This window comes from Kibdelosporangium philippinense (assembly GCF_021390435.2).
Classification (GTDB): Bacteria; Actinomycetota; Actinomycetes; order Mycobacteriales; family Pseudonocardiaceae; genus Kibdelosporangium; species Kibdelosporangium philippinense.
Window position 1 is genome coordinate 1,204,143 of the sequence record NZ_JAJVCN010000004.1, and the last position, 24,033, is coordinate 1,228,175.

At 66.0% G+C, this 24,033-nt stretch carries 23 protein-coding genes and 1 pseudogene; 16 read left to right on the forward strand and 8 right to left on the reverse strand.

Going from position 1 to position 24,033, the window contains the following annotated elements; genetic code table 11:
- Positions 1–37: 37 nt before the first annotated feature.
- The 8 genes from LWC34_RS48565 to LWC34_RS48600 all read left to right on the forward strand — a co-directional run bounded on the left by LWC34_RS48565 (position 38) and on the right by LWC34_RS48600 (position 8,579).
- On the forward strand, positions 38–1,207 hold the full coding sequence (locus tag LWC34_RS48565) for a thiolase family protein (protein WP_233732674.1): 1,170 nt from the start codon (positions 38–40) through the stop codon (positions 1,205–1,207).
- Between the two features lie 97 nt (positions 1,208–1,304).
- Complete coding sequence (locus tag LWC34_RS48570; protein ID WP_233732676.1) at positions 1,305–2,765, forward strand: glycoside hydrolase family 28 protein; 1,461 nt, start codon at positions 1,305–1,307, stop codon at positions 2,763–2,765.
- Positions 2,766–3,659: 894 nt separating this feature from the next.
- On the forward strand, positions 3,660–4,091 hold the full coding sequence (locus tag LWC34_RS48575) for a hypothetical protein (protein WP_233732679.1): 432 nt from the start codon (positions 3,660–3,662) through the stop codon (positions 4,089–4,091).
- Complete coding sequence (locus LWC34_RS48580; RefSeq protein WP_233732681.1) at positions 4,088–5,092, forward strand: IS3 family transposase; 1,005 nt, start codon at positions 4,088–4,090, stop codon at positions 5,090–5,092. Before LWC34_RS48575 ends, LWC34_RS48580 begins: the two co-directional genes overlap by 4 nt.
- 175 nt (positions 5,093–5,267) lie before the next feature.
- Positions 5,268–5,675: a hypothetical protein gene (locus LWC34_RS48585; RefSeq protein WP_233732683.1), complete on the forward strand. Its 408-nt coding sequence runs from the start codon at positions 5,268–5,270 to the stop codon at positions 5,673–5,675.
- An 11-nt stretch (positions 5,676–5,686) separates the two neighbouring features.
- Positions 5,687–6,232 carry a peptide deformylase gene (gene def / locus LWC34_RS48590; protein WP_233732685.1) on the forward strand — a complete coding sequence of 182 codons (546 nt, stop codon included), beginning with the start codon at positions 5,687–5,689 and terminating at the stop codon, positions 6,230–6,232.
- 2 nt (positions 6,233–6,234) lie between these two features.
- Positions 6,235–7,164 (forward strand): methionyl-tRNA formyltransferase, encoded by a 930-nt coding sequence (gene fmt / locus LWC34_RS48595; RefSeq protein WP_233732690.1) that lies wholly within the window; start codon positions 6,235–6,237, stop codon positions 7,162–7,164.
- Positions 7,161–8,579: an RsmB/NOP family class I SAM-dependent RNA methyltransferase gene (locus LWC34_RS48600; RefSeq protein WP_233732692.1), complete on the forward strand. Its 1,419-nt coding sequence runs from the start codon at positions 7,161–7,163 to the stop codon at positions 8,577–8,579. Before fmt ends, LWC34_RS48600 begins: the two co-directional genes overlap by 4 nt.
- Here the strand turns inward: LWC34_RS48600 and LWC34_RS48605 are convergent.
- Together LWC34_RS48605 and LWC34_RS48610 are read right to left on the reverse strand one after the other, a co-directional pair.
- The gene (locus tag LWC34_RS48605; protein ID WP_233732695.1) at positions 8,576–9,034 is read right to left on the reverse strand and encodes a hypothetical protein; all 459 of its coding nucleotides are present in this window, start codon (positions 9,032–9,034) and stop codon (positions 8,576–8,578) included. The genes LWC34_RS48600 and LWC34_RS48605 overlap by 4 nt on opposite strands.
- Positions 9,021–9,443: a DUF3574 domain-containing protein gene (locus LWC34_RS48610; RefSeq protein ID WP_233732698.1), complete on the reverse strand. Its 423-nt coding sequence runs from the start codon at positions 9,441–9,443 to the stop codon at positions 9,021–9,023. The genes LWC34_RS48605 and LWC34_RS48610 overlap by 14 nt, the downstream gene beginning before the upstream one ends.
- Positions 9,444–9,589: 146 nt before the next feature.
- On the opposite strand from LWC34_RS48610, the gene LWC34_RS48615 reads away from it, so the two are divergent.
- The 8 genes from LWC34_RS48615 to LWC34_RS48650 all read left to right on the forward strand — a co-directional run bounded on the left by LWC34_RS48615 (position 9,590) and on the right by LWC34_RS48650 (position 17,667).
- On the forward strand, positions 9,590–9,961 hold the full coding sequence (locus tag LWC34_RS48615; protein WP_233732700.1) for a PLD nuclease N-terminal domain-containing protein: 372 nt from the start codon (positions 9,590–9,592) through the stop codon (positions 9,959–9,961).
- Positions 9,962–9,972: 11 nt separating this feature from the next.
- The gene (locus LWC34_RS48620) at positions 9,973–10,476 is read left to right on the forward strand and encodes an HFCD family protein (RefSeq protein ID WP_235730949.1); all 504 of its coding nucleotides are present in this window, start codon (positions 9,973–9,975) and stop codon (positions 10,474–10,476) included.
- Positions 10,477–10,500: 24 nt separating this feature from the next.
- Positions 10,501–11,160: a ribulose-phosphate 3-epimerase gene (rpe, locus tag LWC34_RS48625; protein ID WP_233734131.1), complete on the forward strand. Its 660-nt coding sequence runs from the start codon at positions 10,501–10,503 to the stop codon at positions 11,158–11,160.
- Positions 11,161–11,162: 2 nt separating this feature from the next.
- The gene (locus LWC34_RS48630; RefSeq protein WP_233732702.1) at positions 11,163–11,786 is read left to right on the forward strand and encodes a riboflavin synthase; all 624 of its coding nucleotides are present in this window, start codon (positions 11,163–11,165) and stop codon (positions 11,784–11,786) included.
- Between the two features lie 19 nt (positions 11,787–11,805).
- Positions 11,806–13,047, forward strand: a complete 1,242-nt coding sequence (locus LWC34_RS48635; RefSeq protein ID WP_233732705.1) for a bifunctional 3,4-dihydroxy-2-butanone-4-phosphate synthase/GTP cyclohydrolase II — start codon at positions 11,806–11,808, stop codon at positions 13,045–13,047.
- Positions 13,044–13,541, forward strand: coding sequence for a 6,7-dimethyl-8-ribityllumazine synthase (gene ribH, locus LWC34_RS48640; RefSeq protein ID WP_233732708.1), 498 nt, complete (start codon positions 13,044–13,046; stop codon positions 13,539–13,541). The genes LWC34_RS48635 and ribH overlap by 4 nt, the downstream gene beginning before the upstream one ends.
- The gene (locus tag LWC34_RS48645; protein ID WP_372496805.1) at positions 13,538–14,026 is read left to right on the forward strand and encodes a PH domain-containing protein; all 489 of its coding nucleotides are present in this window, start codon (positions 13,538–13,540) and stop codon (positions 14,024–14,026) included. Before ribH ends, LWC34_RS48645 begins: the two co-directional genes overlap by 4 nt.
- Positions 14,027–14,226: 200 nt before the next feature.
- Positions 14,227–17,667, forward strand: a complete 3,441-nt coding sequence (locus LWC34_RS48650) for a glycosyl hydrolase family 95 catalytic domain-containing protein (protein ID WP_233732710.1) — start codon at positions 14,227–14,229, stop codon at positions 17,665–17,667.
- A 191-nt stretch (positions 17,668–17,858) separates the two neighbouring features.
- On the opposite strand, the gene LWC34_RS48655 is transcribed toward LWC34_RS48650, so the two are convergent.
- The 6 genes and pseudogenes from LWC34_RS48655 to LWC34_RS48680 all read right to left on the reverse strand — a co-directional run bounded on the left by LWC34_RS48655 (position 17,859) and on the right by LWC34_RS48680 (position 23,744).
- Positions 17,859–18,536: an IS630 family transposase gene (locus LWC34_RS48655; RefSeq protein WP_308200296.1), complete on the reverse strand. Its 678-nt coding sequence runs from the start codon at positions 18,534–18,536 to the stop codon at positions 17,859–17,861.
- Positions 18,449–18,949, reverse strand: a pseudogene (locus tag LWC34_RS48660) (winged helix-turn-helix domain-containing protein); the annotation flags it as partial. The gene LWC34_RS48655 and the pseudogene LWC34_RS48660, both read right to left, overlap by 88 nt.
- A gap of 405 nt (positions 18,950–19,354) precedes the next feature.
- Entirely contained in the window at positions 19,355–20,107 is a 753-nt protein-coding gene (locus tag LWC34_RS48665) for an alpha/beta fold hydrolase (RefSeq protein WP_233732715.1), read from the reverse strand.
- A gap of 30 nt (positions 20,108–20,137) precedes the next feature.
- Positions 20,138–21,016: an NAD-dependent epimerase/dehydratase family protein gene (locus tag LWC34_RS48670; protein WP_233732717.1), complete on the reverse strand. Its 879-nt coding sequence runs from the start codon at positions 21,014–21,016 to the stop codon at positions 20,138–20,140.
- A gap of 69 nt (positions 21,017–21,085) precedes the next feature.
- Entirely contained in the window at positions 21,086–22,591 is a 1,506-nt protein-coding gene (locus tag LWC34_RS48675) for a sensor domain-containing diguanylate cyclase (RefSeq protein ID WP_233732718.1), read from the reverse strand.
- A gap of 1 nt (position 22,592) precedes the next feature.
- Positions 22,593–23,744 carry an FIST signal transduction protein gene (locus tag LWC34_RS48680; protein ID WP_233732720.1) on the reverse strand — a complete coding sequence of 384 codons (1,152 nt, stop codon included), beginning with the start codon at positions 23,742–23,744 and terminating at the stop codon, positions 22,593–22,595.
- Positions 23,745–24,033: the final 289 nt, after the last annotated feature.

Consider the following 24,033-nt stretch of genomic DNA (forward strand, 5'->3'; position numbering starts at 1 on the left):
TAGGCTTGCTTGAGGAAAGTTAACAAGGAGGTCGGCCATGAGAGACGCTGTGATCGTCGACGCCGTCCGCACGCCCATCGGCAAAGGTCGCGCCACAGGGACATTGGCTGGCGTGCACCCCGTCGACCTGCACGCGCACGCCATTCGCGCCCTCGTTGACCGCACCGGAATCGACCCGGCGTTGATTGACGACGTGATTTCCGGCGCGGTCGGTCAGATCGGCGAGCAGAGCGGCAACACCGCGCGCTGGGCCGCGCTCGCCGCGGGACTGCCCGAATCGGTTCCGGCCGTCACCGTCGACCGGCAGTGCGGCAGCAGCCAGCAGGCGATCCACTTCGCCGCCCAAGGTGTGATCGCCGGTGCGTACGACGTCGTCATCGCATCCGGCATCGAGTCGATGAGCCACGTCCCGATCGGCAGCCAGCGCGACGGTCGGGACTTCCTCGGCCCGCAGGTCGCCAACCGGTACGCCGACGGGCTCGTCCCGCAGGGGATCAGCGCCGAGTTGATCGCCGCCAAGTGGGGATTGACCCGCGAGCAACTCGACACGTTCGCGGCCACGAGTCATCAGCGCGCCGCGGCGGCGTGGGCGGATGGCCGGTTCGACCGCGATGTGGTGCCGTTGAAGGTGGGGGCCGACGAGGATGAGTCGATCCGTCCGTCAACGACGGCGGACATCCTGGCTGGTCTGAAACCGGCTTTCTACAACGACTACTGGACTACACGTTTTCCGCAAATTGGCTGGCACGTGACTGCGGGCAACTCGTCGCCGATCAACGATGGCGCCGCGGCCGTGCTGATCACGAGCAGCGAGACGGCGCAACGCCTCGGCCTGAAGCCGCGTGCACGCCTGCACAGCTTTGCGGTCGTCGGTGACGACCCGTTGCTGATGCTTACCGGCGTCATTCCCGCCACCGCCAAAGTTCTCGACCGCGCGGGCCTCGCGCTCAGCGACATCGACGCGTTCGAGGTCAACGAGGCGTTCGCCAGCGTCGTCCTGGCGTGGCAGGCGGAAACTGGCGCCGATTTGGCGAAGGTGAACGTCAACGGCGGCGCGACCGCCATCGGTCACCCACTGGGCGCCAGCGGTGCGCGACTGATGACCACCTTGTTGTCGGTTCTCGAGCAGACCGGCGGCCGGTACGGCCTGCAGACCATGTGCGAAGCCGGAGGTCTGGCCAACGCCACGATCATCGAACGGATCTGATGATTGACGGTCACCGTCCGTCAGTCCTAATGTACGTCCTTGTAAACGTTTTCATTCCGCCGCGCGAGTGACACGTCAAAGAAGACGAGGTGAGCTCATGGCGAGAATCGGCGCATTGATCGTATCTGGTCTGATCACCACAGGACTGACCATATCTGCGACCCAGGCAGCGCCTGCCGTGTTCAACGTCAAGTCGTACGGCGCGGTCGGCAACGGCAGCGCCAACGATGACGACGCCATCGACCGGGCGATCAACGCCGCCAACGCGGCGGGCGGGGGCGTCGTGGACTTCCCGGCCGGGCGTTACCGCTCGCGAACGATCCATCTGAAGAGCAACGTCACGCTCAACCTCAACGCGGGCGCGACTTTGCTCGCCGCGAGCAGCGGCATGGATCGCGCCGAGGCGAACGAGTGGGACGAGTACCAGGACTACGGGCACAGCCACTTCCGTAACGCGCTGATCTTCGGGGAGAACGTCGAGAACATCGCGTTCACCGGCGCGGGCACGATCGACGGCGACAACAACCTGATCACCGGCGACCCCAGTCAGGGCCAGGCCGACAAGGCGTTGAGCCTCAAGTACTGCCGCAACCTCCGGTTCCAGGACATCACGTTCCGCCAGGGCGGGCACTTCGCGATCCTGATCAACGGCTGCGTCGGCGTGCAGATGCACAACACCAAGATCCTCAGCGCCGACGACCGGGACGCGTTCAACATCATCAACACGTCCAATGTGGAGATCGCGAACTCGCGGATCGAGGCGAGCGACGACGCTGTCGTGTTCAAGAGCGACTACGCGCTTGGCCGGACGTTCACGACCGAGAACGCGATCGTCCGCGACTCGACGATCCTGTCGACGGAGAACAACGCACTGCAGTTCGGCTCGGAGACGTGCGGCAACTTCCACAACATCCAGTTGCGCAACCTCACCGTGACCGGCGCGGGCAAGGCGGGAATCGGCATGGTGTCGATGGACGGCGCCACGATCGAGGACATCACCTACGACAACATCAAGCTCAGCAAGACCGCCTGGGCGATCTTCATGCACATCGGCAAGCGTTCGCGCTGCCCGGGCAACCCGCCAGCGGGCAAGATCCGCAACGTCACGCTGAAAAACATCACCGGCACGAACCTGACCACCCCGCGCGATGTCGCCGGTGACGACGAGTACTCGGCCACGATCACCGGCCGGACAGACTCGGCAATCGAGAACGTCACGCTGGAGAACGTGAACATGAACTTCCCTGGCGGTCACCCAGCGTCTGACGCCAACCGCGTACCGCCGGAGAATTCGACCGCATACCCGCCGCGCACATTCGGCGTCCGCCCGGCGTACGCCTTCTGGGTCCGGCACGCAAAGGGCATCAAGTTCCTCAACAGCACCGTCGAGTTCCAGAAGTCCGACGGCCGACCGGTGTTCCTCGCCAACGACACGACCGGCGTGGTCATCGACGGCGTGACGATGGAACGCAGCACGGGCAGTTGGGACGTGACGTTCCAGAAGTCCATTGGCCAGCAGGTCGTCAACAGCGGCAACCCACGCGTCCGCGTGCAGTAGTCGAGTGCACCCTCGCCTCAATCGACGCAAGGGGAGAGGCGATGGGGGTGAACAACGGATCCGTGGCAGTCGGCCGTTGGCTGTCACGGATCCTGTCACTGTGGCATGTGCGGCCTGGCCGTGATTCGCGTGTACCTCAACGAGATCGGGGTCGGCGAGGGCGAGTCATGAATGGGAGAACGCGGTGACAGGGTGGACGGCGATGGCTGCTGTGTCCCATTTCGTTGTGCCAGATGAAGAAACGGCCCGTGCGCTGGCAGGTGCCTTTGCGCGGTTCGGATATCCCCGAGTGGCTGCCCGGCCAACGCGGCCGGATCCCTTTGATTTCGACACTGTCGAGCGGACGAGTTGGACGGTCGCTGTGGTCGACGAGGGACCGTATCCGATCGACGATGCCGGGCGGCGCGCCTACCGAGCGGTTGGCCGGCAGGCCAACGCGCTCGCTCGGGAGCATGGCGGGTTCTTCCGCGGCGGATCCCAGTTCGACATAAGCCAGCTGGGTACCGTCGATGAGGATGGGCCGATCGTGCTGGTCAATCCAGGGCGGCGGCCCGATCTGCCGGAGATCGTGGTGGTCCCGGAGCCTGCGAACGCGTTCCTGGCACTCACTCCCGATGACATCGAGGATGCCGAGATCGACCTCGACGGGCTCGATGACATCGACTGGGCCGCGCTCGAGCACGCGCACGGCAGCGCAGAGGATATTTCCTATCTGATCCGTCGGCTCGCCTACGACTTCGAGGTGTGGGAAGAGTGGTCGGAGATTGACAGTGAGCTCTTCGGGGACAACCTCATGCACCAGGGGACGTTCCCCTCTTTGTCAGGATCGTGTGAGACACCCGGTGTGAGTACCGGGGTTCCTGACCGAGGGCGGGATCGGAGATCCTTGTGTACGTGTCCACCTCCTCTGACGACCAGCCCAACCCGTCGTCCCCGAAGGGCGATCCCGCTCCGCGTCCGTCCCGGCGGGTGTTCAGCCCGGAGTACAAGCTGGCGATCGTCACCGAGTACGAGAACGCGCCCAACGGCGAGAAGGGCGCCATCCTGCGCCGGGAAGGCCTGTATTCCTCCCACGTCATCGAATGGGCACGCGCCCGCGACGCGGGCACCCTGACCAGCGGGCCGGCGGATCCGACGGTCCCGGCGAAGCGGCCGAAGAAGTCAGCCGAGCAGATCGAGTTGGAGAAACTCCGCCGCCAGAACGAGAAATTGCAATCCGACCTGGCGAAAACTCGGATGGCGCTGGACATCATGGGAAAAGCGCACGCGCTCTTGGAAGGACTCTCCGAGAGCGCGGAGAACGACGAGCCGCCGAGGACGTCATGACGGCCGCGTTCACCGACCTGCGCGCGGCCGAGGTCTCGGTGCAGGCGTCCTGCGCGCTGACCGAGATCTCCCGCGCGACCTACTACCGGCGCGCCAGCCCGCCGTCGGCCAAGCACGGTCCATGGCTGCCGCGCCGGCCACCGCCCTCAGCGTTGACCGATGCCGAGCGGGCGGCTGTGCTGCAACTGTTGACCAGCCCAGCCTATGCGGACCTGGCGATCCCGCAGGTCTGGGCCCGGGAGCTGGACGAGGGCCGGTATCACTGCTCGATCTCCACGATGTACCGCATCGCCAGGGCTGCCGGGCAGGTCTGCGAACGTCGCCGGCAGGCCACCCATCCGCCTCGGGTACGTCCGGAATTGGTCGCACGAGGCCCCAGCGAGGTCTGGTCCTGGGACATCACCGCGTTGAAAGGACCGGTCAAAGGCATCTGGTACAAGTGCTATGTCGTGCTGGACATCTTCTCCCGCTATGTCACCGGCTGGCTGGTCGCCGCGGCCGAGGACGCCGTCGTGGCCAAGGACTTCCTGGCTGAGGCCGTGCGCCGCAACGGAGTCGAGCCGCACACCATCCACGCCGACCGCGGCGGGGCGATGGTCTCCAAACCAGTATCCGAGCTCCTGGTCGATCTCGGTGTGCTGCGGTCGCATTCCCGCCCCCGCACGTCGAACGACAACCCGTATTCCGAGGCGCAGTTCAAGACAATGAAGTACGTGCCGGACTTTCCCGACCGGTTCGGCTCACTGGCCGACGCCCGCGCGTTCTGCGAGGGATTCTTCCTGGCCTACAACCACGAACACCGGCATTCCGGGATCGGGATGCACACCCCGGCCTCGGTCCACTTCGGCACAGCCGAGCAGATCCACACCCAACGGCAAGCCACGCTCAACCGGGCCTACGCCACACACCCCGAACGCTTCACCCGCCGACCCCGGCCACCCGCACTGCCCGAGGAGGCCTGGATCAACCAGCCAGCCGAGCAGCCGCAACCAGTCCCGTAGACACCAACCGTCTCAATTGGACTTGACAACTACCGTTCTACTCGGCAACGGCCTCCGCCATACCTTTCATTGCCCGGATAGCGACGTCCGGTGCAGTGCCCGCGCTCTGCCGGTCATCCCTTTACCGAACACTGGTCTTGGCTGCGGGGGGTGGGAACAGAGCATCGTGCACCGGATGTCCTTGGGGCACGGGCCGGTGCCCGCGCCATGGACCGAAGAGGTCTACCGGGCAGTCGGCGAAGCCGTGCCCAGTTTGCTGGCGCGCTGGGATTTCGAACCGCCTGCCAACCGTTACTTATTGGCTTTCGTCGCCGCCCTGTACGCGCGGACCGAGTTCACCGACGAGGTGAGCGCGATGGCGGATCGGTTATCGGATACGAAACCTGGTTGCTACCTTCGGCTCGTCGTCGCGCTGCTGCGGGGTGCGGATGACTTGGTGGCCGAGCTGGCGGAGGAGATCGCCACCTGGATGTACTACGGCAGCGACAGTTACCTCGACGAGCCTGGTGTCAGTGCGGCCAGTAAAGGCCGGATCACGCTGACCAAGGGAGTGCTGACAACTGCCTATGGGGAAAGTTCGTAGAATCGAACGTCGTGACCATCCAACCGATCAGGCTCTTCGGCGACCCGGTGCTGCGCACGCGCGCGGACGAGGTCGTCGAGTTCGACAAGGAGCTCCGCACGCTCGTCCAGGACCTGTGGGACACCATGGAGTCGCAGGGCGGCGCCGGGCTCGCCGCCCCACAGCTGGGCGTGGGCCTGCGGGTGTTCACGTATCACTGCGACGGTTTCGCCGGCCACATGGTGAACCCGACGTGGAACGCGATCGACGACGAGTGCCAGGACGGCGAGGAAGGCTGCCTGTCGATTCCCGGTTTCACCTGGGAGACGCGGCGGCTGCGCAATATCGTCGCGACCGGGTGGAACATGCACGGCGAACCGATCGAGATTGAGGGAACCGACCTGCTGGCGCGCTGCATCCAGCACGAGTCCGACCACCTGGACGGCGTGCTGTTCCTCGACCGGCTCGACCAGGAGACGCGCAAGCAGGCGATGCGCGAGATCCGGCAGGCGACGTGGTTCAACGGCTCGATGCCGACGATCAAACAGGACCCGCACGCGTTGTTCGGAGGCTTCTGACCATGCGGCTGGTCTTCGCCGGGACACCAGAGCCCGCGGTACCCACCCTCAAAGCATTGATCGACTCGCCGCGGCACGAGGTCGTCGCGGTGGTGACCAGGCCGGACGCGCCCGCCGGGCGTGGCAGGCACGTCGTGCGCTCGCCGGTTGGCGCGTTGGCTGACGAACACGGCATCGAGGTCCTGACGCCGCAGCGCGTCAAGGACCCGGACTTCCTGGCTCGGCTGACCGAACTGGCGCCGGACTGCTGCCCGGTCGTCGCATATGGGGCGTTGCTGCCGCAGGTCGCGTTGGACATTCCCGCACACGGTTGGGTGAATCTGCACTTCTCGCTGCTGCCCGCATGGCGTGGCGCGGCGCCCGTGCAGGCCGCGATTCGGGCAGGCGACGAGATCACTGGCGCGAGCACGTTCCGGATCGTCAAGCAACTGGACGCGGGCCCGGTGTTCGGTGTGCTGACTGAGCCGATCCGTGCGCAGGACACCGCGGGTGACTTGCTCGGCAGGCTCGCGGTCGCCGGTGCCGATCTCATGGTGTCCACGTTGGACGGTATCGAGGACGGCACGATTCGCGCTGTCGAGCAGCAAGAGGTGGATGGCGTCAGTTACGCGTCCAAGATCACGGTCGATGATGGGCACGTCGACGTGACGCAGCCCGCGCTCGCGGTCGATCGTCTGGTTCGTGCGGTGACGCCGGATCCTGGCGCGTGGGCGGAGTTCCGTGGCGAGCGGCTCAAGCTCGGGCCGGTGACGGTCGTCGACGCCGAGGTGCTACCGGCAGGCGAGGTCAAAGTGGAGCGTAAGCGTGTGCTGGTTGGCACCGCGACACAGCCCGTGCAGCTGGGTGAAGTCCAAGCGCAGGGCAAGAAGAGAATGGCTGCGACCGACTGGGCTCGTGGTGCCCGGGTCGAGCAAGGAGAACGATTGTCTTGACGCACCGACCGTCCCGCCCGCGGCGGGCGCATCCGCCCCGCCGCCGTGAGCCGTCCGCGCCGCGTCCGCCGATGGAAGATCCGGCTCGCCGCGCGGCGCTGGACACGTTGCGCGCGGTGCGTGACCGTGACGCCTACGCCAACCTCGTGTTGCCGGGTTTGCTGCGCGAGCGGCGGATCACCGGGCGCGACGCGGCTCTGGCAACCGAGCTGACGTACGGCGCGTGCCGTGCGATGGGCTGGCTGGACCAGGTGATCGCCGAGTGCTCGGATCGCCCGCTGTCGCAAGTGGACAAGCAGCTGCTCGACGTTCTGCGGCTCGGCGCGTACCAACTGCTGCGCACTCGGATCCCACCGCACGCCGCCGTCTCGTCCACTGTGGATCTCGCGAGGCTCGATGTCGGTTCGCGGTTGGCCGGGTTCGCCAACGCCGTTCTGCGCAAGGTCGGCGAGCGGTCGGAGGCCGAGTGGGTCGAGGCGCTGGCGCCATCAAATATCGAAGATCCTATAGGATATCTGGCGACGGCGACCGCGCATCCGCGTTGGATCGCGCGCGCGTTCGCGGACTCGCTCGGTGACAAGGGCGAAAGTCTGAAGGCCGCACTTGAGGCCGACGATGACCGTCCTTTGGTGCATCTGGTTGCGCGGCCGGGCGAGATCACCGCCGAGGAGCTCGCCGCGATCACCGGCGGCGACGTCGCGCCGTACTCGCCTTACGGCGTGCGGTTGGAAGCGGGCGCTGGTGATCCGTCCGATATGGAGCCCGTTCGCGAACGGTTCGCGGCGGTTCAAGACGAAGGCAGCCAGTTGTGCGCGATCGCGTTGACGCGGCCGACGCTCACCGGCTCTGACCAACGGTGGCTGGATCTCTGCGCCGGGCCGGGTGGCAAGGCCGCGATGCTCGGCGCGTTGGCCGGGCTGAGCGACGCGACCGTCGACGCGGTCGAGAAAGCGCCGCACCGTGCGCGGCTGATCGAGAACGCCACCGAAGGCCAGCCGGTGACCGTGCACGTCGCCGATGGTCGCGACACCGGTTTCGAGCCGGGCAGTTTTGACCGTGTGCTCGTTGATGCGCCGTGTACCGGGCTCGGTGCGTTGCGGCGCAGGCCGGAGGCACGGTGGCGGCGACAGCAGTCGGACGTCGGCGATCTGACCAAGCTCCAGCGCGAACTGCTGTTGTCAGCCATGGATTTGGTCAGGGTTGGCGGCGTGGTCGCGTACGTCGTGTGCTCGCCGCACCTGTCCGAGACCATTGGCGTTGTGGGAGACGTCGTGCGCCGGACCAAAGCCGAACAACTGGACGCGCGCGAATTCTTTCCCGGCGTGCCCGACCTCGGTGGCGGCCCGGACGCCCAACTCTGGCCGCACCTGCACGGCACCGACGCCATGTACTGCGCGCTGATCCGCAAGATCTAAGGCGAGTACAGCGGCAGCCACGACGGCCACCAAGCGGGCGCCCCGCCGGGGCAACTAGCCGAGGACAAACCGGTTGACGCCCCGGTGACCCCGAACGACCAATACCACCAGACGAGCGGTCCGATGAGGACGATCGCGCCGAGCACCACGGTCGCGATCCGCATCGGACCGCTCGACGCAATTCGGCCCGCCACAAAGCAAACGACGCTCAGCAGCGCACTTGCGGCGATCCACAGCACTGGGACGACGAACACCCACGAGTAGCCAAGCGCGAAATCCGTGCCGGCGTCGGTGTCGTGACAGGATCGGATCAGATATAGGAAACCTGCGTTGGCGAGCAACGCGACGGCCAGTCCGCCGAGTCCGGCGATTAAGCAACCACCGGACCCGAGCAAGCCCGGTTGGCGTTCCGCTGCCTCCGGAACGCCAACCGGTTGGGCGTCAGAAGGAGACACGCTCGACGCTGTCGGCGCGGAGCACCGACTGCTGCTGGAACTGCTTCTTGTAGTCCGTGCGGATTTCCTCGATGTCGCGGTTGGCCGACCGCTTGGTAGGCAGGTACAGCAGGATCAGCACGTACGAGTCCTCTTTGCCACCCATCCACTGGCCGTGCGCCTCGAGCCAGGTCAGGCCGTCCGGGAACGCGGGCGTGACCTCCTTGTCCACGAACAGCTCGAAGTCGGTCGGGGTGATCACCGAACCGTCCGGCTTGCTGCCGCCGAAGTACAACTCGGTGCGCTTGTAGGCCTCCCCAGGTGTCCGCTCGGCAGCGTTGTCGACGGCGGGCGCCGCGGTTCCGGCGGCCGTCAGGCCCAGCATCAGAGCGGTCACCATGCCGGCGATCGCGGTGCGTCGTGTCGTCATGAACAGCATTCAATCGCCTGGCGGAGGGTGTTGGACGTGAATTTCGGGCGATATCCAGACCCTGGGAACTGCCCGCTTGGGCAGGCCTGGCACACTGGCCGCCCTTCACACGGATTTTGCTGATGTCTTCTGGGGCGGAGAGACATATGCCGTTTTTCGCTGGTGGCCTGTTCAGCCTTGTCGTGATGGGCCTCTGGATCTTCTGTCTTGTCGACGTGATCACCACGGTCGACGGAACCACGCGCAACGTGCCCAAGATGGGCTGGCTGTTCATCGTGCTGTTGCTGCCGTTGATCGGCTCGATCCTGTGGCTGGTCGCGGGTCGGCCGGAGCGGGTGGGCGGCGGGGACGGTTACTACCGCCAGGCACCGCAGAGCAGGTTCCCGGAATACGATCGGCCGGGACGGCACGTCGCGGCCAGCCCGGATGATGACGATGAGTTCCTGCGCAAGTGCCGCGAACGCGCTGAGCAGCAGCGTAAGGCAGCAAAACAACGCGAGCAGAAGGACGAGTCATAGCCGTTCTCGGATTGGTCGCCGCCGCGTGTTTCGGCGTCGACCGGCGGTTGCACGACGAGATCGCCCTGCCAGCCGTCGAGCGTGGCTGGCAGGTGGCGATCACCCTGACACCGACCGCGGAACGGTGGCTCAAGGCGTCCGGCGAATACGACCGGCTGGCCGAGCTCGCCGACCTGCCGGTGCGTAGCGAATCCCGGTTGCCGGGCGAACCGCGCCCGCATCCGGACCCTGGCACGTTCCTGTTCGTGCCCGCCAGCGCGAGCTCCACGGCCAAGCTGGCGCTCGGTATCGCCGACAACCAGGCGTTGACCGTGCTCTGCGAGGCGCTTGGCGATCCGAAAGTGCACGTGTCGGTCTGCCCGCGGTTGTCCGAGGCGCAGGCAGGTCACCCGGCATGGCCCGGGCATCTGGCCACCTTGCGCGCGGCTGGTGCGCTGGTGACGCCCGTCTCACCTGACCAACCGTGGACGACCTTGCTGGATGCCCTTCCGGTAGCCGGAACGCATCGACCATAGACTTCTGGTGTGTCCCAAGAACCAATGATCGCGCCCAGCATCCTGTCCGCCGATTTCGCCCGCCTGGCTGACGAGCTGGCCGCCATCGAAGGGGCCGACTGGGTGCACGTCGATGTGATGGACGCGCATTTCGTGCCCAATCTGACCTTGGGGCTGCCCGTGGTCGAGGCGTTGCTGAAGGTGACCGACATTCCGATGGACTGCCACCTGATGATCGACGACCCTGACCGGTGGGCGATCGGATACGCCGAGGCAGGTGCCTACAACGTCACCGTGCACGCCGAGGCGGCCACAGATCCCGTCAAGCTCGCCAAGGACCTGAAGGCCGCCGGTGCGAAGGCCGGGTTGTCCATCAAACCGGGCACCGCGCTCGAGCCGTGGGTCGAGGTGCTCAAGCACTACGACACCCTGCTGGTGATGTCGGTCGAGCCGGGGTTCGGCGGACAGTCGTTCATCGCGGACGTGCTCGGCAAGGTCCGGGCGGCACGTGATCTTGTCGACACTGGGCACCTCAATCTCCTTGTCGAGATCGACGGGGGAATAAACAGCGACACGATCGACCTAGCAGCTGAAGCCGGTGTCGACTGCTTTGTCGCTGGTTCAGCGGTCTACAACGCGGGCGACCCCGGTAAAGCTGTCTCGGCGCTGCGCGACCGCGCGGCGCGAATCAGGGGAGGAGCCTGAGCATGTTCACCGGGATCGTCGAGGAGCGCGGCCAGATCGTGGCCGTCGAGCCGCTGCCGGACGCGGCGCGGCTGACGGTCGCAGGCCCGCTGGTCACCTCTGACGCCAAACACGGGGACTCGATCTCGGTCAACGGCGTGTGCCTGACCGTCGTGGATGTCTCCGGCGGCGCGTTCACCGTCGATGTGGTGCACGAGACGCTGCTGCGCTCCAGCTTGGCCAAGGCGCACGAGGGCGACCAGGTCAACCTCGAGCGCGCGATGGCGCTCGGTGATCGGCTTGGCGGCCACATCGTGCAGGGTCATGTGGACGGCACCGGCGTGTTCGTCTCGCGTGCCGACGACGGGCTCACCACCTTCGAACTGCCTGCGGACCTGGCGAAGTACGTGGTGGAGAAGGGGTCGATCGCCGTCGACGGTGTGTCGCTGACTGTGGCGTCCGTCGCTGACGACCGGTTCTCGGTCGCCCTGATCCCGACCACGTTGTCGCTGACCACACTGGGTCTGCGCCAGCCGGGGGACGTGGTGAACCTCGAGGTGGACGTGCTGGCGAAGTACGTCGAGCGACTTGCTGTGCCTCACATCGCGACGGCAACGGCGGCGGGGCAGGGCCACAATGGGCGGTAGTGGTTCTGAAGGAGGCGCTGTGGCCGGCTTGAACGACATCGAGCGGGCGATCAAGGACATTGCCGAAGGGCGTCCCGTGATCGTCGTCGACGACGAGGACCGGGAGAACGAGGGCGATCTGATCTTCGCGGCCGAGAAGGCTACCCCTGAGTTGGTCGCGTTCATGGTCCGGTACACCTCTGGCTACATCTGTGTGCCGCTGACCGAGGACGATTGCGACCGCCTCGACCTGCCGCCGATGTTTCACACCAACCAGGACCGTCGCGGCACGGCGTACACGGTCACTGTGGACGCACGGGACGGCGTGAGCACCGGTATCTCGGCCGCGGACCGCGCGCGCACCATCCGGTTGCTGGCCGACCCGGACACCAAGCCGACCGACTTCAGCCGGCCTGGCCACGTGGTTCCGTTGCGTGCCAAGGAAGGCGGCGTGCTGCGCCGTCCAGGCCACACTGAGGCGGCTGTCGACCTCGCGGTGATGGCGGGCCTGCGGCCCGCGGGTGTGCTGTGCGAGATCGTGTCCCAAAAGGACGAAGGCGACATGGCGCGCCGGGACGAACTTGAGGTGTTCGCGGCGGAGCACGACCTCGCGATCATCTCGATCGCGGCGTTGATCGCTTACCGGCGGCGTAACGAGAAGCAGGTCGCCCGCGTCGCGGAGGCCCGTATCCCGACCGCGCACGGAACTTTCCGGGCGGTCGGTTACGACAGCCTGCTCGACGGGATCGAACACATCGCGCTGGTGTACGGCGAGATCGGCGACGGCACCGAGGTCCTGGTCCGTGTCCACTCGGAATGCCTCACCGGCGACGTGTTCGGCTCGCTGCGCTGCGACTGCGGTCCCCAGCTCGACGCCGCCCTGGAAGCGGTCGCGTCCGAGGGCCGTGGCATTGTGCTCTACATGCGAGGCCACGAGGGCCGCGGCATCGGCCTGATGCACAAGCTGCAGGCGTACCAGCTGCAGGATGGCGGCGCCGACACGGTGGACGCCAACCTCGCGCTCGGAGTGCCCGCCGACGCGCGTGACTACGGCACGGGCGCGCAGATTCTGTCGGACCTCGGCGTGAAGACCATGCGTTTGCTGACCAACAATCCGGCCAAGCGGGTGGGTCTGGAAGGCTACGGGCTGACAGTGGTCGATCGTGTGCCGCTGTCGGTGTGGCCCAACCCGGAGAACCTGCGGTATCTGCGCACCAAGCGCGACCGGATGGGGCACGAACTGGGCAACCTCGAACAGTTCGAAGGAGATACGCGGCAGTGAGCGGCGAAGGACGACCAGAGGTGTCGGTCCCGGAATGCTCGGGCATCCGGCTGGCCATCGCGGCCACCAGATGGCACAGCGAGATCACGGACCAGTTGCTTGACCGGGCGCTGGCTGCGGCCAAGCAGGGCAAGATCGACGAACCGACGGTCGTCCGGGTGGCCGGCGCGATCGAGCTGCCCGTCGTCTGCCAGGAACTGGCCAAGCACCACGAGGCCGTGGTCGCGCTTGGCGTCGTCATCCGTGGCGGAACACCGCATTTCGAGTACGTGTGCGATTCGGTGACCGCTGGCCTGACCAGGGTTTCCCTCGACGAGGGGACCCCGGTCGGCAACGGCGTGCTGACCGTGAACGACGAGAAGCAAGCGCTTGACCGGGCGGGCTACCCGGACTCGGCTGAGGACAAGGGCTTTGAGGCGTGCGCCGCGGCGCTTGAGGCCGCGATGGTGCTGCGCGGCCTGCGTCAGCCATGGACAGAGCGAGGATTCGAGTGACCGAGCCGACGACGGGGACGATTGTGTCAACTGAGGAGACCGCGCCAGCCCAGCCGACGTTCCAGTTCCGTCCGCGCAAGGTTCGCTATGTGGCGGCTGTGATCGCGGTGGCGTTCATCGCGGTGTTCACTGTGGTGGCTTTCTTGCTGCGGAGCGAATGGACCGGCGCGTACTTCCAGACGTCGGACCAGGTCGCGATGGTCGGCATTGGTCTTATGCTCGCTATCGGCGTGCTGATGTTCACTCGGTCGCGCGTCCGTGCCGACGAGTCGGGCATCGAGGTCCGCAACCTGATGGGCACTCGTCGTTATGAGTGGAAGCAGGTCGAGCACGTCAGCTTTCCTGATGGTGCTTCGTGGGCGCGGTTGGAACTGCCGGACGACGAGTACGTGACGATCATGGCGATTCCCGCGATCGATGGCGAAAGGTCGGTCGTGGCGATGCGCGAACTTCGTCGTCTGAAGGCGAACGCGATCGCTGAGTGAGTTGCTGAGGCAACCGCCGAGCGGGTGGTGGTGCCGGGGATTTCTTCGCGCTGAGTGAAGATACCCGGCAAGACACCCGAGGAATATTTGTCATCTTCCATTTTTATGTCTAGTTTCGTCTGCCTTGCTGCCTGTTGACCGTAAATACATCGGATCTCTAGCCTGATGTGGTCCTGTCATGACAGCGAGGAATGACGAACATGCGCGTTCAACGAGGAACGGCCGTGGTCGCAGCTGTGGTCATGGCGTTATCCATGACCACGCTTGCTGCGGTCGCCACGGCGACCGACGGTGTCGGAAGTCCTAGCCATGTCGATAGTTCTGGCGTCGACGGTGCTGGCAGTGCTGGTATTGCTGGCAGTGCCGATACTGCTGGCGAGCAGGGATCGCTTCGCGACACCGGGTTGAAGCTCTGGTACGACGAACCCGCGACCGACTGGGAATCGCAGTCGCTGCCGATCGGTAACGGCGCATTGGGCGCGAGCGTTTTCGGCGGCGTTCAGAACGAACAACTGCAGTTCAACGAGAAGACTTTGTGGACCGGCGGTCCTGGCTCACCCGGCTACGACTTCGGCAACTGGCGTTCTGCGCGTCCCGACGCGATCAAACAAGTGCAGGACCGGATCAACGCCGAGGGACAGGTGACGCCCGAGTGGGCCGCCGGAGTGCTCGGCCAGGGCAAGACCGGATTCGGTTCATACCAAACATTCGGCGACGTCCGCATCTCGCAGCCGCAAGCGCCGCCGAACGTCACCGGTTATCGGCGCACGCTCGACATCGCTGACGCCGTCGCCGGAGTCAGCTACCAGTCCGGCGGCACGACATTTACCCGCGAGTACTTCGCCTCCGCCCCCGACGAAGTCCTCGCCGGCCGCATCAGCGCCAGCCAACCGGGCCGGATCGCATTTACGATTTCCTATATCACATCTGATAACCGATCGCGGTCCTTCAGCGCCCGCGACGGGCGGATCACGTTCGTGGGCAACCTAAACGACAACGGCATGCGGTTCGAGTCGCAGCTGCAGATCCGCAACGAAGGTGGCACCCGCACGGACAACCCTGACGGTACAGTCACCGTCAGCGGCGCCGACGCCGTCACTTTCGTACTGGCGGCCGGTACGAACTACTCGGACGTCTACCCGACCTACCGCTCAGTAGACCCACACGCCGCCGTCACGCGACGCGTCGACGCCGCGTCCGCCAAATCGTTCACGGCGTTGCGGGACGCGCACATTCGTGACCACCGCGGTCTGTTTGATCGCTTGTCGCTCGACATCGGTCAAAATTTGCCGGACATGCCAACGGACGACCTGCTGCGCGGATATCGGGGAACGGCATTGGCCCCCGAGGCGCGCAAGGCGTTGGAGGTCATGCACTTCCAATACGGCCGCTACTTGCTCATCGCGTCATCGCGCGCCGGCTCGTTGCCCGCGAACCTGCAGGGCGTGTGGAACAACTCGACGTCACCGCCGTGGAGTGCGGACTACCACGTCAACATCAACCTGCAGATGAACTACTGGCCCGCGGAGACGATCAACCTGTCAGAGACCACCGAGCCCTTCTTCGACTACGTGGACTCGATGGTCGCGCCGGGACGTAAAACCGCGCAGGACATGTTCGGCAACGACGGCTGGGTGGTGCACAACGAGACCAACCCGTTCGGATTCACCGGCGTCCACAATTGGGCGACGTCGTTCTGGTTCCCTGAAGCGGGCGCCTGGCTCGCGCAGCACTACTACGAGCACTACCTGTTCACGCGTGACGACGCGTTTCTGCGCAACCGCGCGTACCCGATGATGAAGTCATTGGCCGAGTTCTGGATCGACGAGCTGGTCGCCGATCCCCGTGACGGCAAACTGGTGGTGACGCCAAGCTTCTCGCCTGAGCAGGGACCGTTCTCGGCAGGCGCCGCGATGTCGCAGCAGATCGTGTGGGATCTGTTCACCAACACCGCCGAAGCCGCGACCGTCCTGGGCGACCAGGCGTTCACGACGCGGGCACGGGACGTGCTCAACCGGCTGGACCCTGGTCTGCGAATCGGCCGGTGGGGACAGTTGCAGGAATGGAAGCAGGACTGGGACGACCCGAACAACACGCATCGGCACGTCTCGCACTTGTTCGCGTTGCACCCCGGCAGGCAGATCACGCCGCAGCAGAACGCGGACCTCGTCGCGGCCGCGGAGAAGTCGTTGACCGCGCGAGGCGACGGCGGAACCGGCTGGAGCAAAGCATGGAAGATCAACTTCTGGGCACGCCTGCTGGACGGCAACCACTCCCACCTGATGCTCGAAGAGTTGCTGAAGAGCAGCACCCTGGACAACCTGTGGGACACTCACCCGCCATTCCAGATCGACGGCAACTTCGGCGCGACCGCGGGCGTCGCGGAGATGTTGCTGCAGAGCCATCGCGGCGTCATCGATGTCCTGCCTGCCGCGCCGGACTTCTGGGACAGCGGTTCCGCCCGCGGGCTGCGTGCGCGCGGTGACGTCACCGTCGACACTGACTGGGTGGGCGGCGTACCGACACGCATCACGCTCAAGCCAGGACGCGCTGGCCAGCTCAAGGTGGCCAGCGAGATGTTCGCCGGGCGATACCGTCTGATCAACAATCAGACTGGTCAGACGGTGCCGCATCAACGCGCTGGCAAGGAGATCGCGTTCACTGCGGTCGCTGGCAGCACTTACGTCGCGGTCGCTGACATTGCGGTAGCGGTTGACGCGCCTGACCGAGTTGTCGCCGGGACGCCGTTTGACGCGACGGTAACGGTGACTGGCGTCGGCGGACCGGTTCCGGCGTCACAGCTGACGATGGCGTTGCCTGCAGGGTGGACTGCTGTGCCAACGAACCAGAGCGTCGCGTCTATCCGAGTTGGACAGTCGCGGACGTACACCTTCACTGTCACACCTTCGGGGAGTGCGGCTCGGTATCAAGGCTTACGCGCGGAGCTCAGTGGTAGGGGAGTCCATGCGTCGGGGGTGACGTTGGTGCGGATCGATCCGTTGCCGCCGTGCGCGATTCCGCCACCAAACGCGCCGATTGTCGCGTGGGATCCGGTGTCAGGAACCGTCGTTGACGACAAGTCTGCGTTCAACCGCGACGCGACCATCGACGGCCCGGCAAATTTTGACGCGTCGGCGCCGACGGGATCCGGTCTTGTGCTGAACGGATCGTTCTTGCGTACGGCGAACACATCACTTGGCTTCCTGCGCGAAGCGACGTTCGCCGCCGAGGTGAAAGTTGACGGTTCGGGCTCGTACCGGCGGCTGTTCGACTTCCAGCCGAGCGGCGATCCGGGAAACGACGGCGTCCTGATCGACCTGACGCCGTCGAACAACGTGCGGTTCATCGGCTCGAAGCAAAACGTGACGACGAACGCCGTGGTACCGACCGGGCGATACATCGACCTCGTGATCACCATGACCGATAGCGGGCAGATCGATGTGTACGTCGACCGCGTGCGAGTCGGCGGCGCGACCGTTCCGGACGACGGCATTAACGGATGTGCGACCCGGCAGTTGAGATTCGCCGTCGACCAGAACGGCGGGCAACGGTTGACCGGCGCGGTCGACCGGGCGGCGATTTTCGCTGACGCTTTCACGGCGGCCGAAGTGCCGGCGTGGCGCACGCGTGCCTTCGGCTGACCGTGCGCGAAAGTGCAGATTCGGCTAGCAGCGCTGGCACGGGCTGGTACTGATTCGGATTAGTGGCGCTGGCTTGGGCTGGTACTGGTTCGGGCTGGTGGCGCTGGCTTGGGCACGCGGTGTCGCCAGGACTGACTTAGCCAACGGCGCTGGCCGGGCTTAAAGACCTTTCGGTATTTGAGTGAGTTATGTCATAGGGAAAGGCCGGTGTGGTCGAGGAAGTTGAAGCACAGTTGGTAGCTGCTGCCGACGCGTTCCAGGCCGGTCTGCGCGGCGGTGTGGGCTTCGTCGAGGGTGTCGGGGCACAAGTTGGCCAGTTCGCGTGCTTTGACGTTGCCCCATACCGTTTCCATCGGGTTGAGGTCGGGGGCGTAGCCGGGCAACGGTTCTACGCGCAGCCAGTGTCGTTGGGTGGCCAGCCATTCCTTCATGGCCGCGGAACGGTGGGCGGGCAGGCCGTCCCAGATCAGGGTGACTTTCTGGCCGTCAAGGTGATCGAGCAGAGCGGTGAGGAACTCGATCAGCGAGGCGGTGTTGTAGGCGCCTTCTTTGATGCCGAACACGAACACCGCCTCGCTGCGGTCGGGTCGGTAGGCCAGCGCGCCGGACATCGACAGGCGTTTCCAGGAGAACCGGTGGGTCAGCACCGGTGTCTGGCCGCGTGGCGCCCAGGTGGCCCGTACTACGGGCAGCAGGGAGAATCCGGACTCGTCCTGGAAGCAGATCCAGGCCCCTCGGCGCCGGGCGCTTTTTTTATGCGTGGCCACTCCTTTTTCACCCACCTGTCGATGGCCTCCTGGTCGCGTTCGGTGGCGCGGCGGGCGGGACGCTGCCTGCTCCAGCCCAGCCGCTCGCGCAGGATCGTCCAGGTCTGGGTTTGCGAGTACCGCACCCCGGTGAGTTTCTCGATGACCTTGGCCACCCGTGCCAGTGTCCACATGTCGGTCGGGAATCCGTTCGCCTTCGGCCCCTGCGCCAGCGCGCCGGCCACCTCGGCCACCTCGGCCACCTGCTCGTCGGTCAGCTTGGGCAGCCGCCCGGCACGACCAGCCCCGGCCAATGCCTGCCGTCCGCCGGCCGACCACGCCCGGTGCCACCGTGAGGCGGTCTGCGCCGAGACTCCCAACTCCACCACCACATCGACCTGCCGCTTGCCGCGGTCGAACATCTCCGCTGCCCGCATCCGGCGTTCTCGCAACGCCTCAAAATCACGGCGGGCAGCTACTTTCTTGCTGCTACGGGCTTTCCGACGCTGGCCGGCCGATCGTGACGGTTCTGGCATACCACGATTGTCCTACCAGGCAAGGCGAATCACCCGCAACGACTCACCCTATTACCGAAAGATCTTTAACTGTTTAGCTGAGCTGGTCTTGCGCAGTTGGCGAGGAGTGGTGCCCGATCGGTTTGGCAAAGCCGCCAAGGCGACTGGGCCTGACTGATCGTTTCTGTCAGACCCCATCGCTACTTTGGCCTGACGGGGGAGCCTTCGGTGTCGGATATTGACGCGGAGGGTTCCCCTGTCGGGCAGGGAGGGCCTGATTTGTTTGGCGATAAGGGTGCTGGGAAGCAGGCCACGGGCAGCAAGCACGCGGCTTCGCCTTGGCTAGCTGGTGCTTGGTTTGGTGAGCTGATGCTTGGTTGGTGAGTCGGTGGTTGGCTTGGCGGACCCTCACCGGTCCACGGCGTCTCAGCTCAGCAGGTCCGTGATCAACTTGACCATGGCACCAGGGTCCTCGACGTGCGCGTTGTGCCCGAGTCCCGGCAGCACGATGGCGTTCGGGTCGACTTCCTTGACCTGCTCGGAGCTGCACATCTGGTCCTGCTCACCCACGGCGAGCACGGTTTCCGCCTGGCTCGCGGCCAACAGGCCAGGCACGTCCGGGCGCCCGACGGCGAAAGTCCGGGGGTCGCATGCCAGCCGCCACCCATCCGGCGTGCCGACAAGCCCGAAGTCCACGCGTGAGTCCTCGACATCGACCAGCCCGCCGAGCCCGGACACCTTCAGGTACCGCTCCGCGGCCTCGGTCCGGCCGAGGTACATCTTGTTCGGCCGCTCGGCATAGGACTTCGCGCCCGACAACTCGGCCGCTGACCACGCGACCTTGATACCAAGGCCGCAGGCACGGTCCACGGATCCGCCGAACCAGCCGCTGGCGAGCGTCAATCCCAGTACGCCGCCCAACGAATGACCGAGGACGACCACGTGTTCCTCGTCTTCGATCAATTCCGCCAGTGCCGCGGCCATGTGCCCGTAGGTGTACCGCGGCAGGCTGTCCGAGCCGCCGTGACCAGGCAGGTCCGGGGTGATCCAGCGACATGGCCCGTTCGCGAGCTGCTCGTGCACGCCTTGCCAGACATCACCTGTGGCGCCCAAACCGTGCAACAGCAACACCGCAGCATCGCCGGAACCGCCACGCTGAACCCTCAGCCGGTCTCCCATCCGACGAATTTTGCCACAACGGGCGTAGCGCTAGGGCGAGGGGAACCACTCGGATGTCACGACCGGCCGCTCCGGTTTCCATCCGGTCGTCTCCGTCAGCTTGGTGGACACGACCCGCTGCGAGCGCGCGAGGATCTTCAAGAACCCGAACGTGAACGGCACCGTCCGTGCCTTGCGGGCCCCAGCAACCGCCGCGACGACCGCGCCGAACTCCCGTTTGCGCAGCGGGGTCGCGCCGACGTTGTACACGCCGCTCGGTGCCGAAAGGGCGGCGACGACGGCCGATCCGACATCGGAGGGGTGGATCGGCGTGATCCATCCCGAGGGCGAACCGAAGTAGGAGGGACCGAGTCCCGAAGCGCCCTTGACGATCCAGCGCGTCAGCGGTTCGTCGCCGTGGACATTGGCGATACGGAGCCGGACCGCGATTCGGCCGTCCCGCGCGAATCCCGCGACCGTGTCATGCGCGATCAAAGAAGTCTGCGGCGGACCGACCGCCAGGACGGGCGCCTCTTCATCCAGTTCCTGATCGCCGCCGTCCGCATACGCCAGCGCGACGCCTTCCTGCACCAAGATCCCGATGTCGGCCGCGGTAGCGGCGCGCACCAACGTCTTGCTGCCTTCGATCCGGATGCGCCCGTTCTCCGCCCACGAGGACGAGCGGATTAGTTTGCCGCCAACCGGAACCCGGGTCGCGAGGTTGACCATCGCGTCGTGCCCTTGCAACGCGTCGATCAGCTGCTCGACGTCGAACAGATCCGCGACAACCGGTGCGGCGCCGAGTTTCTTGACCACCGCCGCACGATCTTCGTTACGCGCCAACCCGGTCACGCGGTGTCCGGCCGCAATCAGTTGCGGCACCGCGAAACTGCCCAGCGTCCCTGTCGATCCGATCACGAGAACTCGCACGGCCGTCATCCCTTCACACGGCGACTGACGCGCCCATGGTGCAGCAGCGGCACCTGTCCAAGCGGCGAGTCAGTCTGAGGTGGGGAAGGACAGCAGCATCTCGTCGGTGAAGACCTCGAGACGCCCGCGCCCGTTGCGTTTCGCTTGGTACATCGCGACATCCGCACGCCGCATCAGATCGGCGGGATCAGGCATGCCCGGCGTGCTCAACGCGATGCCGATGCTGGCGTTCACGCGCAGTTGCCGTCCGGCGATCGGCATCGGCTCGCCCAGCGTGCGCAGGATTCGCTCCGCGACCCTGGCGGCGTCGGCTGCGGTCCCGACGCCGTACAACAGCACCGCGAACTCGTCGCCGCCGAAACGCGCGGCCACGTCGGTCGCGCGCAGCTGCGACTTCAGGCGGCCCGCGGTGATCGTCAGCAAGTCATCGCCAGCCGCGTGCCCGAGGCTGTCGTTGACCGCCTTGAACCTGTCCAGGTCCAGGAACAGCAGTGCCACGCGTTTCGCCTCGTGCTCGGCCGCACCCAAGCGCTTGGTCAGTTGCTCGAGGAACAGGCCACGGCTGGCCAGTCCGGTCAGCGAGTCGTGGAACGCCTGGTACATCCGGTCGACGGTGTTGGCGTCGGTCAACGCCAGGCTGACGTGTTCGGCGAACGCCCGCAGGGTTTGCACGTCCGACGCCGTATACGCGCGCGTCTGCCGGTGCGAGCCGACCATCAGGCTCCCGGTGACCGTCCCGCTGTCATGCACGGGCGCCGCCATCGACGCGCACAACCGTCCATCCGCCAGTTCCGCGATTAATGACGACGTCTCGGCGTATCCGTGGAACACAACAACGTCGTCAGTGAGCATTGCCTGGCCCGCCGAACCGGCCTCGATCAACGGGACCGTCGGGCGTCGGCGGGCGACCTCGGTACGCAACCCGACGTGCGCGACCAGCTTGGTGTCCTCGCCGTCAGGGGATTCGCGCAGCCACAGACCGACGATCTCGTCGCCGAGCAGGTCCTGCGCCGCGCCGGTGATCATGTCGAGGATCTGTGCGAGCGGGCGGCGCCGGGAGATCGCGCGCTGGATGTCGAAAAGGTGCTCAACCAGGCGTTGTCGTTGCCGCAACGACCTCAGCAACTCGGCGTTCTCGGCGGCCTGGCGCTCACTGCGCTCCAACGCGCGCAGCATCGTCAACGTCAGCTCCAGCAACCGCGCCATGCCGCGCACGAGCGACTGCTCCTGGATGCTGAATCCTTCGTCCCACCTGGCCAGCAGCAGGCTGCCGGGATGCGTGCCGCCCCAGCGTGCCGCGACCGTCGGGCACTCGCCGACACCGGGAACATCGAGTTTGTCCTGTTCACGGCGGGTCACGGCGACCAGGTCGTCCTCCGGTACCAGACCTGCCGGATAGCCGACCGACGCGACCACGCGGTCGCCGATCACGACCGCCGCCACCTCGGCCTCCAAGGCCTGGGCCGCGCGCTCGACCGCGCCACGGACGGCGGATTCCTCGTCAGGGTATGACGAGATCACGGCTAGCAGCTCAAGCAGCTGCTGGCCTTGCAGCCATCCGTCTTCGTCGGTCATTTCAACTGATAGCCAACACCGCGAGCGTCTGGTTGTGGAAACCGTCGATCCCGCGGATTCGCGCGATCTCGCCGTAGGTGTAGAACCCGGCGTACGGAGCGGTGCGCGCCCACTTGGCGATCCGCTCGTTCTCCCGTTTGATTCCTTCGTCGCCGAGCACGGCCCGCAGCGCCGCGCAGCTGAAGATCAGCAGCCCCACCGGCTCGCGGTCGCCCATCTCGGCCAGCACGTTCTCGCACACGGTCTCGGTCGCGTCGAGGATCGAGTCCTCGTCGCCGGTCATCGCCCACGTCAGCCCGCCGTGGTCGATCGCGGTCCCGCTGCCGATCGACCGGCCTTCGAGATCGATCTCGGTCGACAGGTTGCGCGCCTCGACCCCGCTTCGCCGTTGCACGCCCAACGGCCGTGACATCGCGAAGTCCATGAAGGCCTGTCGTTCGACATAGGCCTCCGGCGGCGCGCCAAGCCGGTCGAGATACACGTCCATCGCCGGTCTGTCGTCCAATGTGTACACACGGCCGTTGCCCGCGCTCGTCACGATCATCGGATCGCCGGTCTTGTGCCAGCCGTGGCCGACCGAGACGGCCAGCGGCGCCTCGGAAGCGATCGTCACGCCGACCACCGAGTCGGTCAGGACCTCGTCGTTGCCGAGTACAAGCGTGTGCGCCATGCGCCAGCCGTCGCCCGCGGCGCCGCCGATGAGCGGGATGCTCGCGCCGACCACGCCGTAACAGCCGCGCAGAATCGCTTCCTGGTCACGGATCCGGCCGTCGGTCAGGATCATCAGCACCTTGTGCGGCAGTTCGGGGTTCGACCGCACCGCGCACTGCGCGATCTCCACGCCCGCGTCGCGTTGCCTGCCGGAGACCGCCTCGGCGACCGAGGTGGTGATCTCGATCCCTGGTCCGCCGATGGCCGCGACGACCACTGTGTTGTCTGACGGGCCGCCTGGCGCGATCTCGCCATGCGTCGAGCAGCCGACCAGCGGGACGTCCGGACAGGCGTCCCGGACTCCGGCCAGCACCTCGACCGGGTCGTGCTTGATCGCGAAGAACACGATCAGGATCTTGGGGTCAGGGCCGGTGATCGCGTCGGCCGCCGCCGCCGCACCGGCAGCCCGGCTGGTGGTGTCCGCGCTGCGCGCGACACCCATCCATCTCCTGCCCGGCTCGATCATCGCTGCCTGCCCTCCCGGAGGCTGTCTGCCAGGTGCATCACCGTAGTGGTCTTGCCCACTCCGGGTAACAGCGACTGGCCCTGTTACCCGATCGGAGCACGGGCCGTCCCGGTCACCGGAACGGGCATTCCGTGCTGGCCGGATCGTGCCAGGTTGTTGGTTGTTTTCCGAATTTCGCGCGGGTGTGTCTTTGACTGTCCACTGTGGTCTGCGGGCGGGATTCGGTACCGGTACCGGCAGGATCGTCCCGGAGAATGTGGAGACG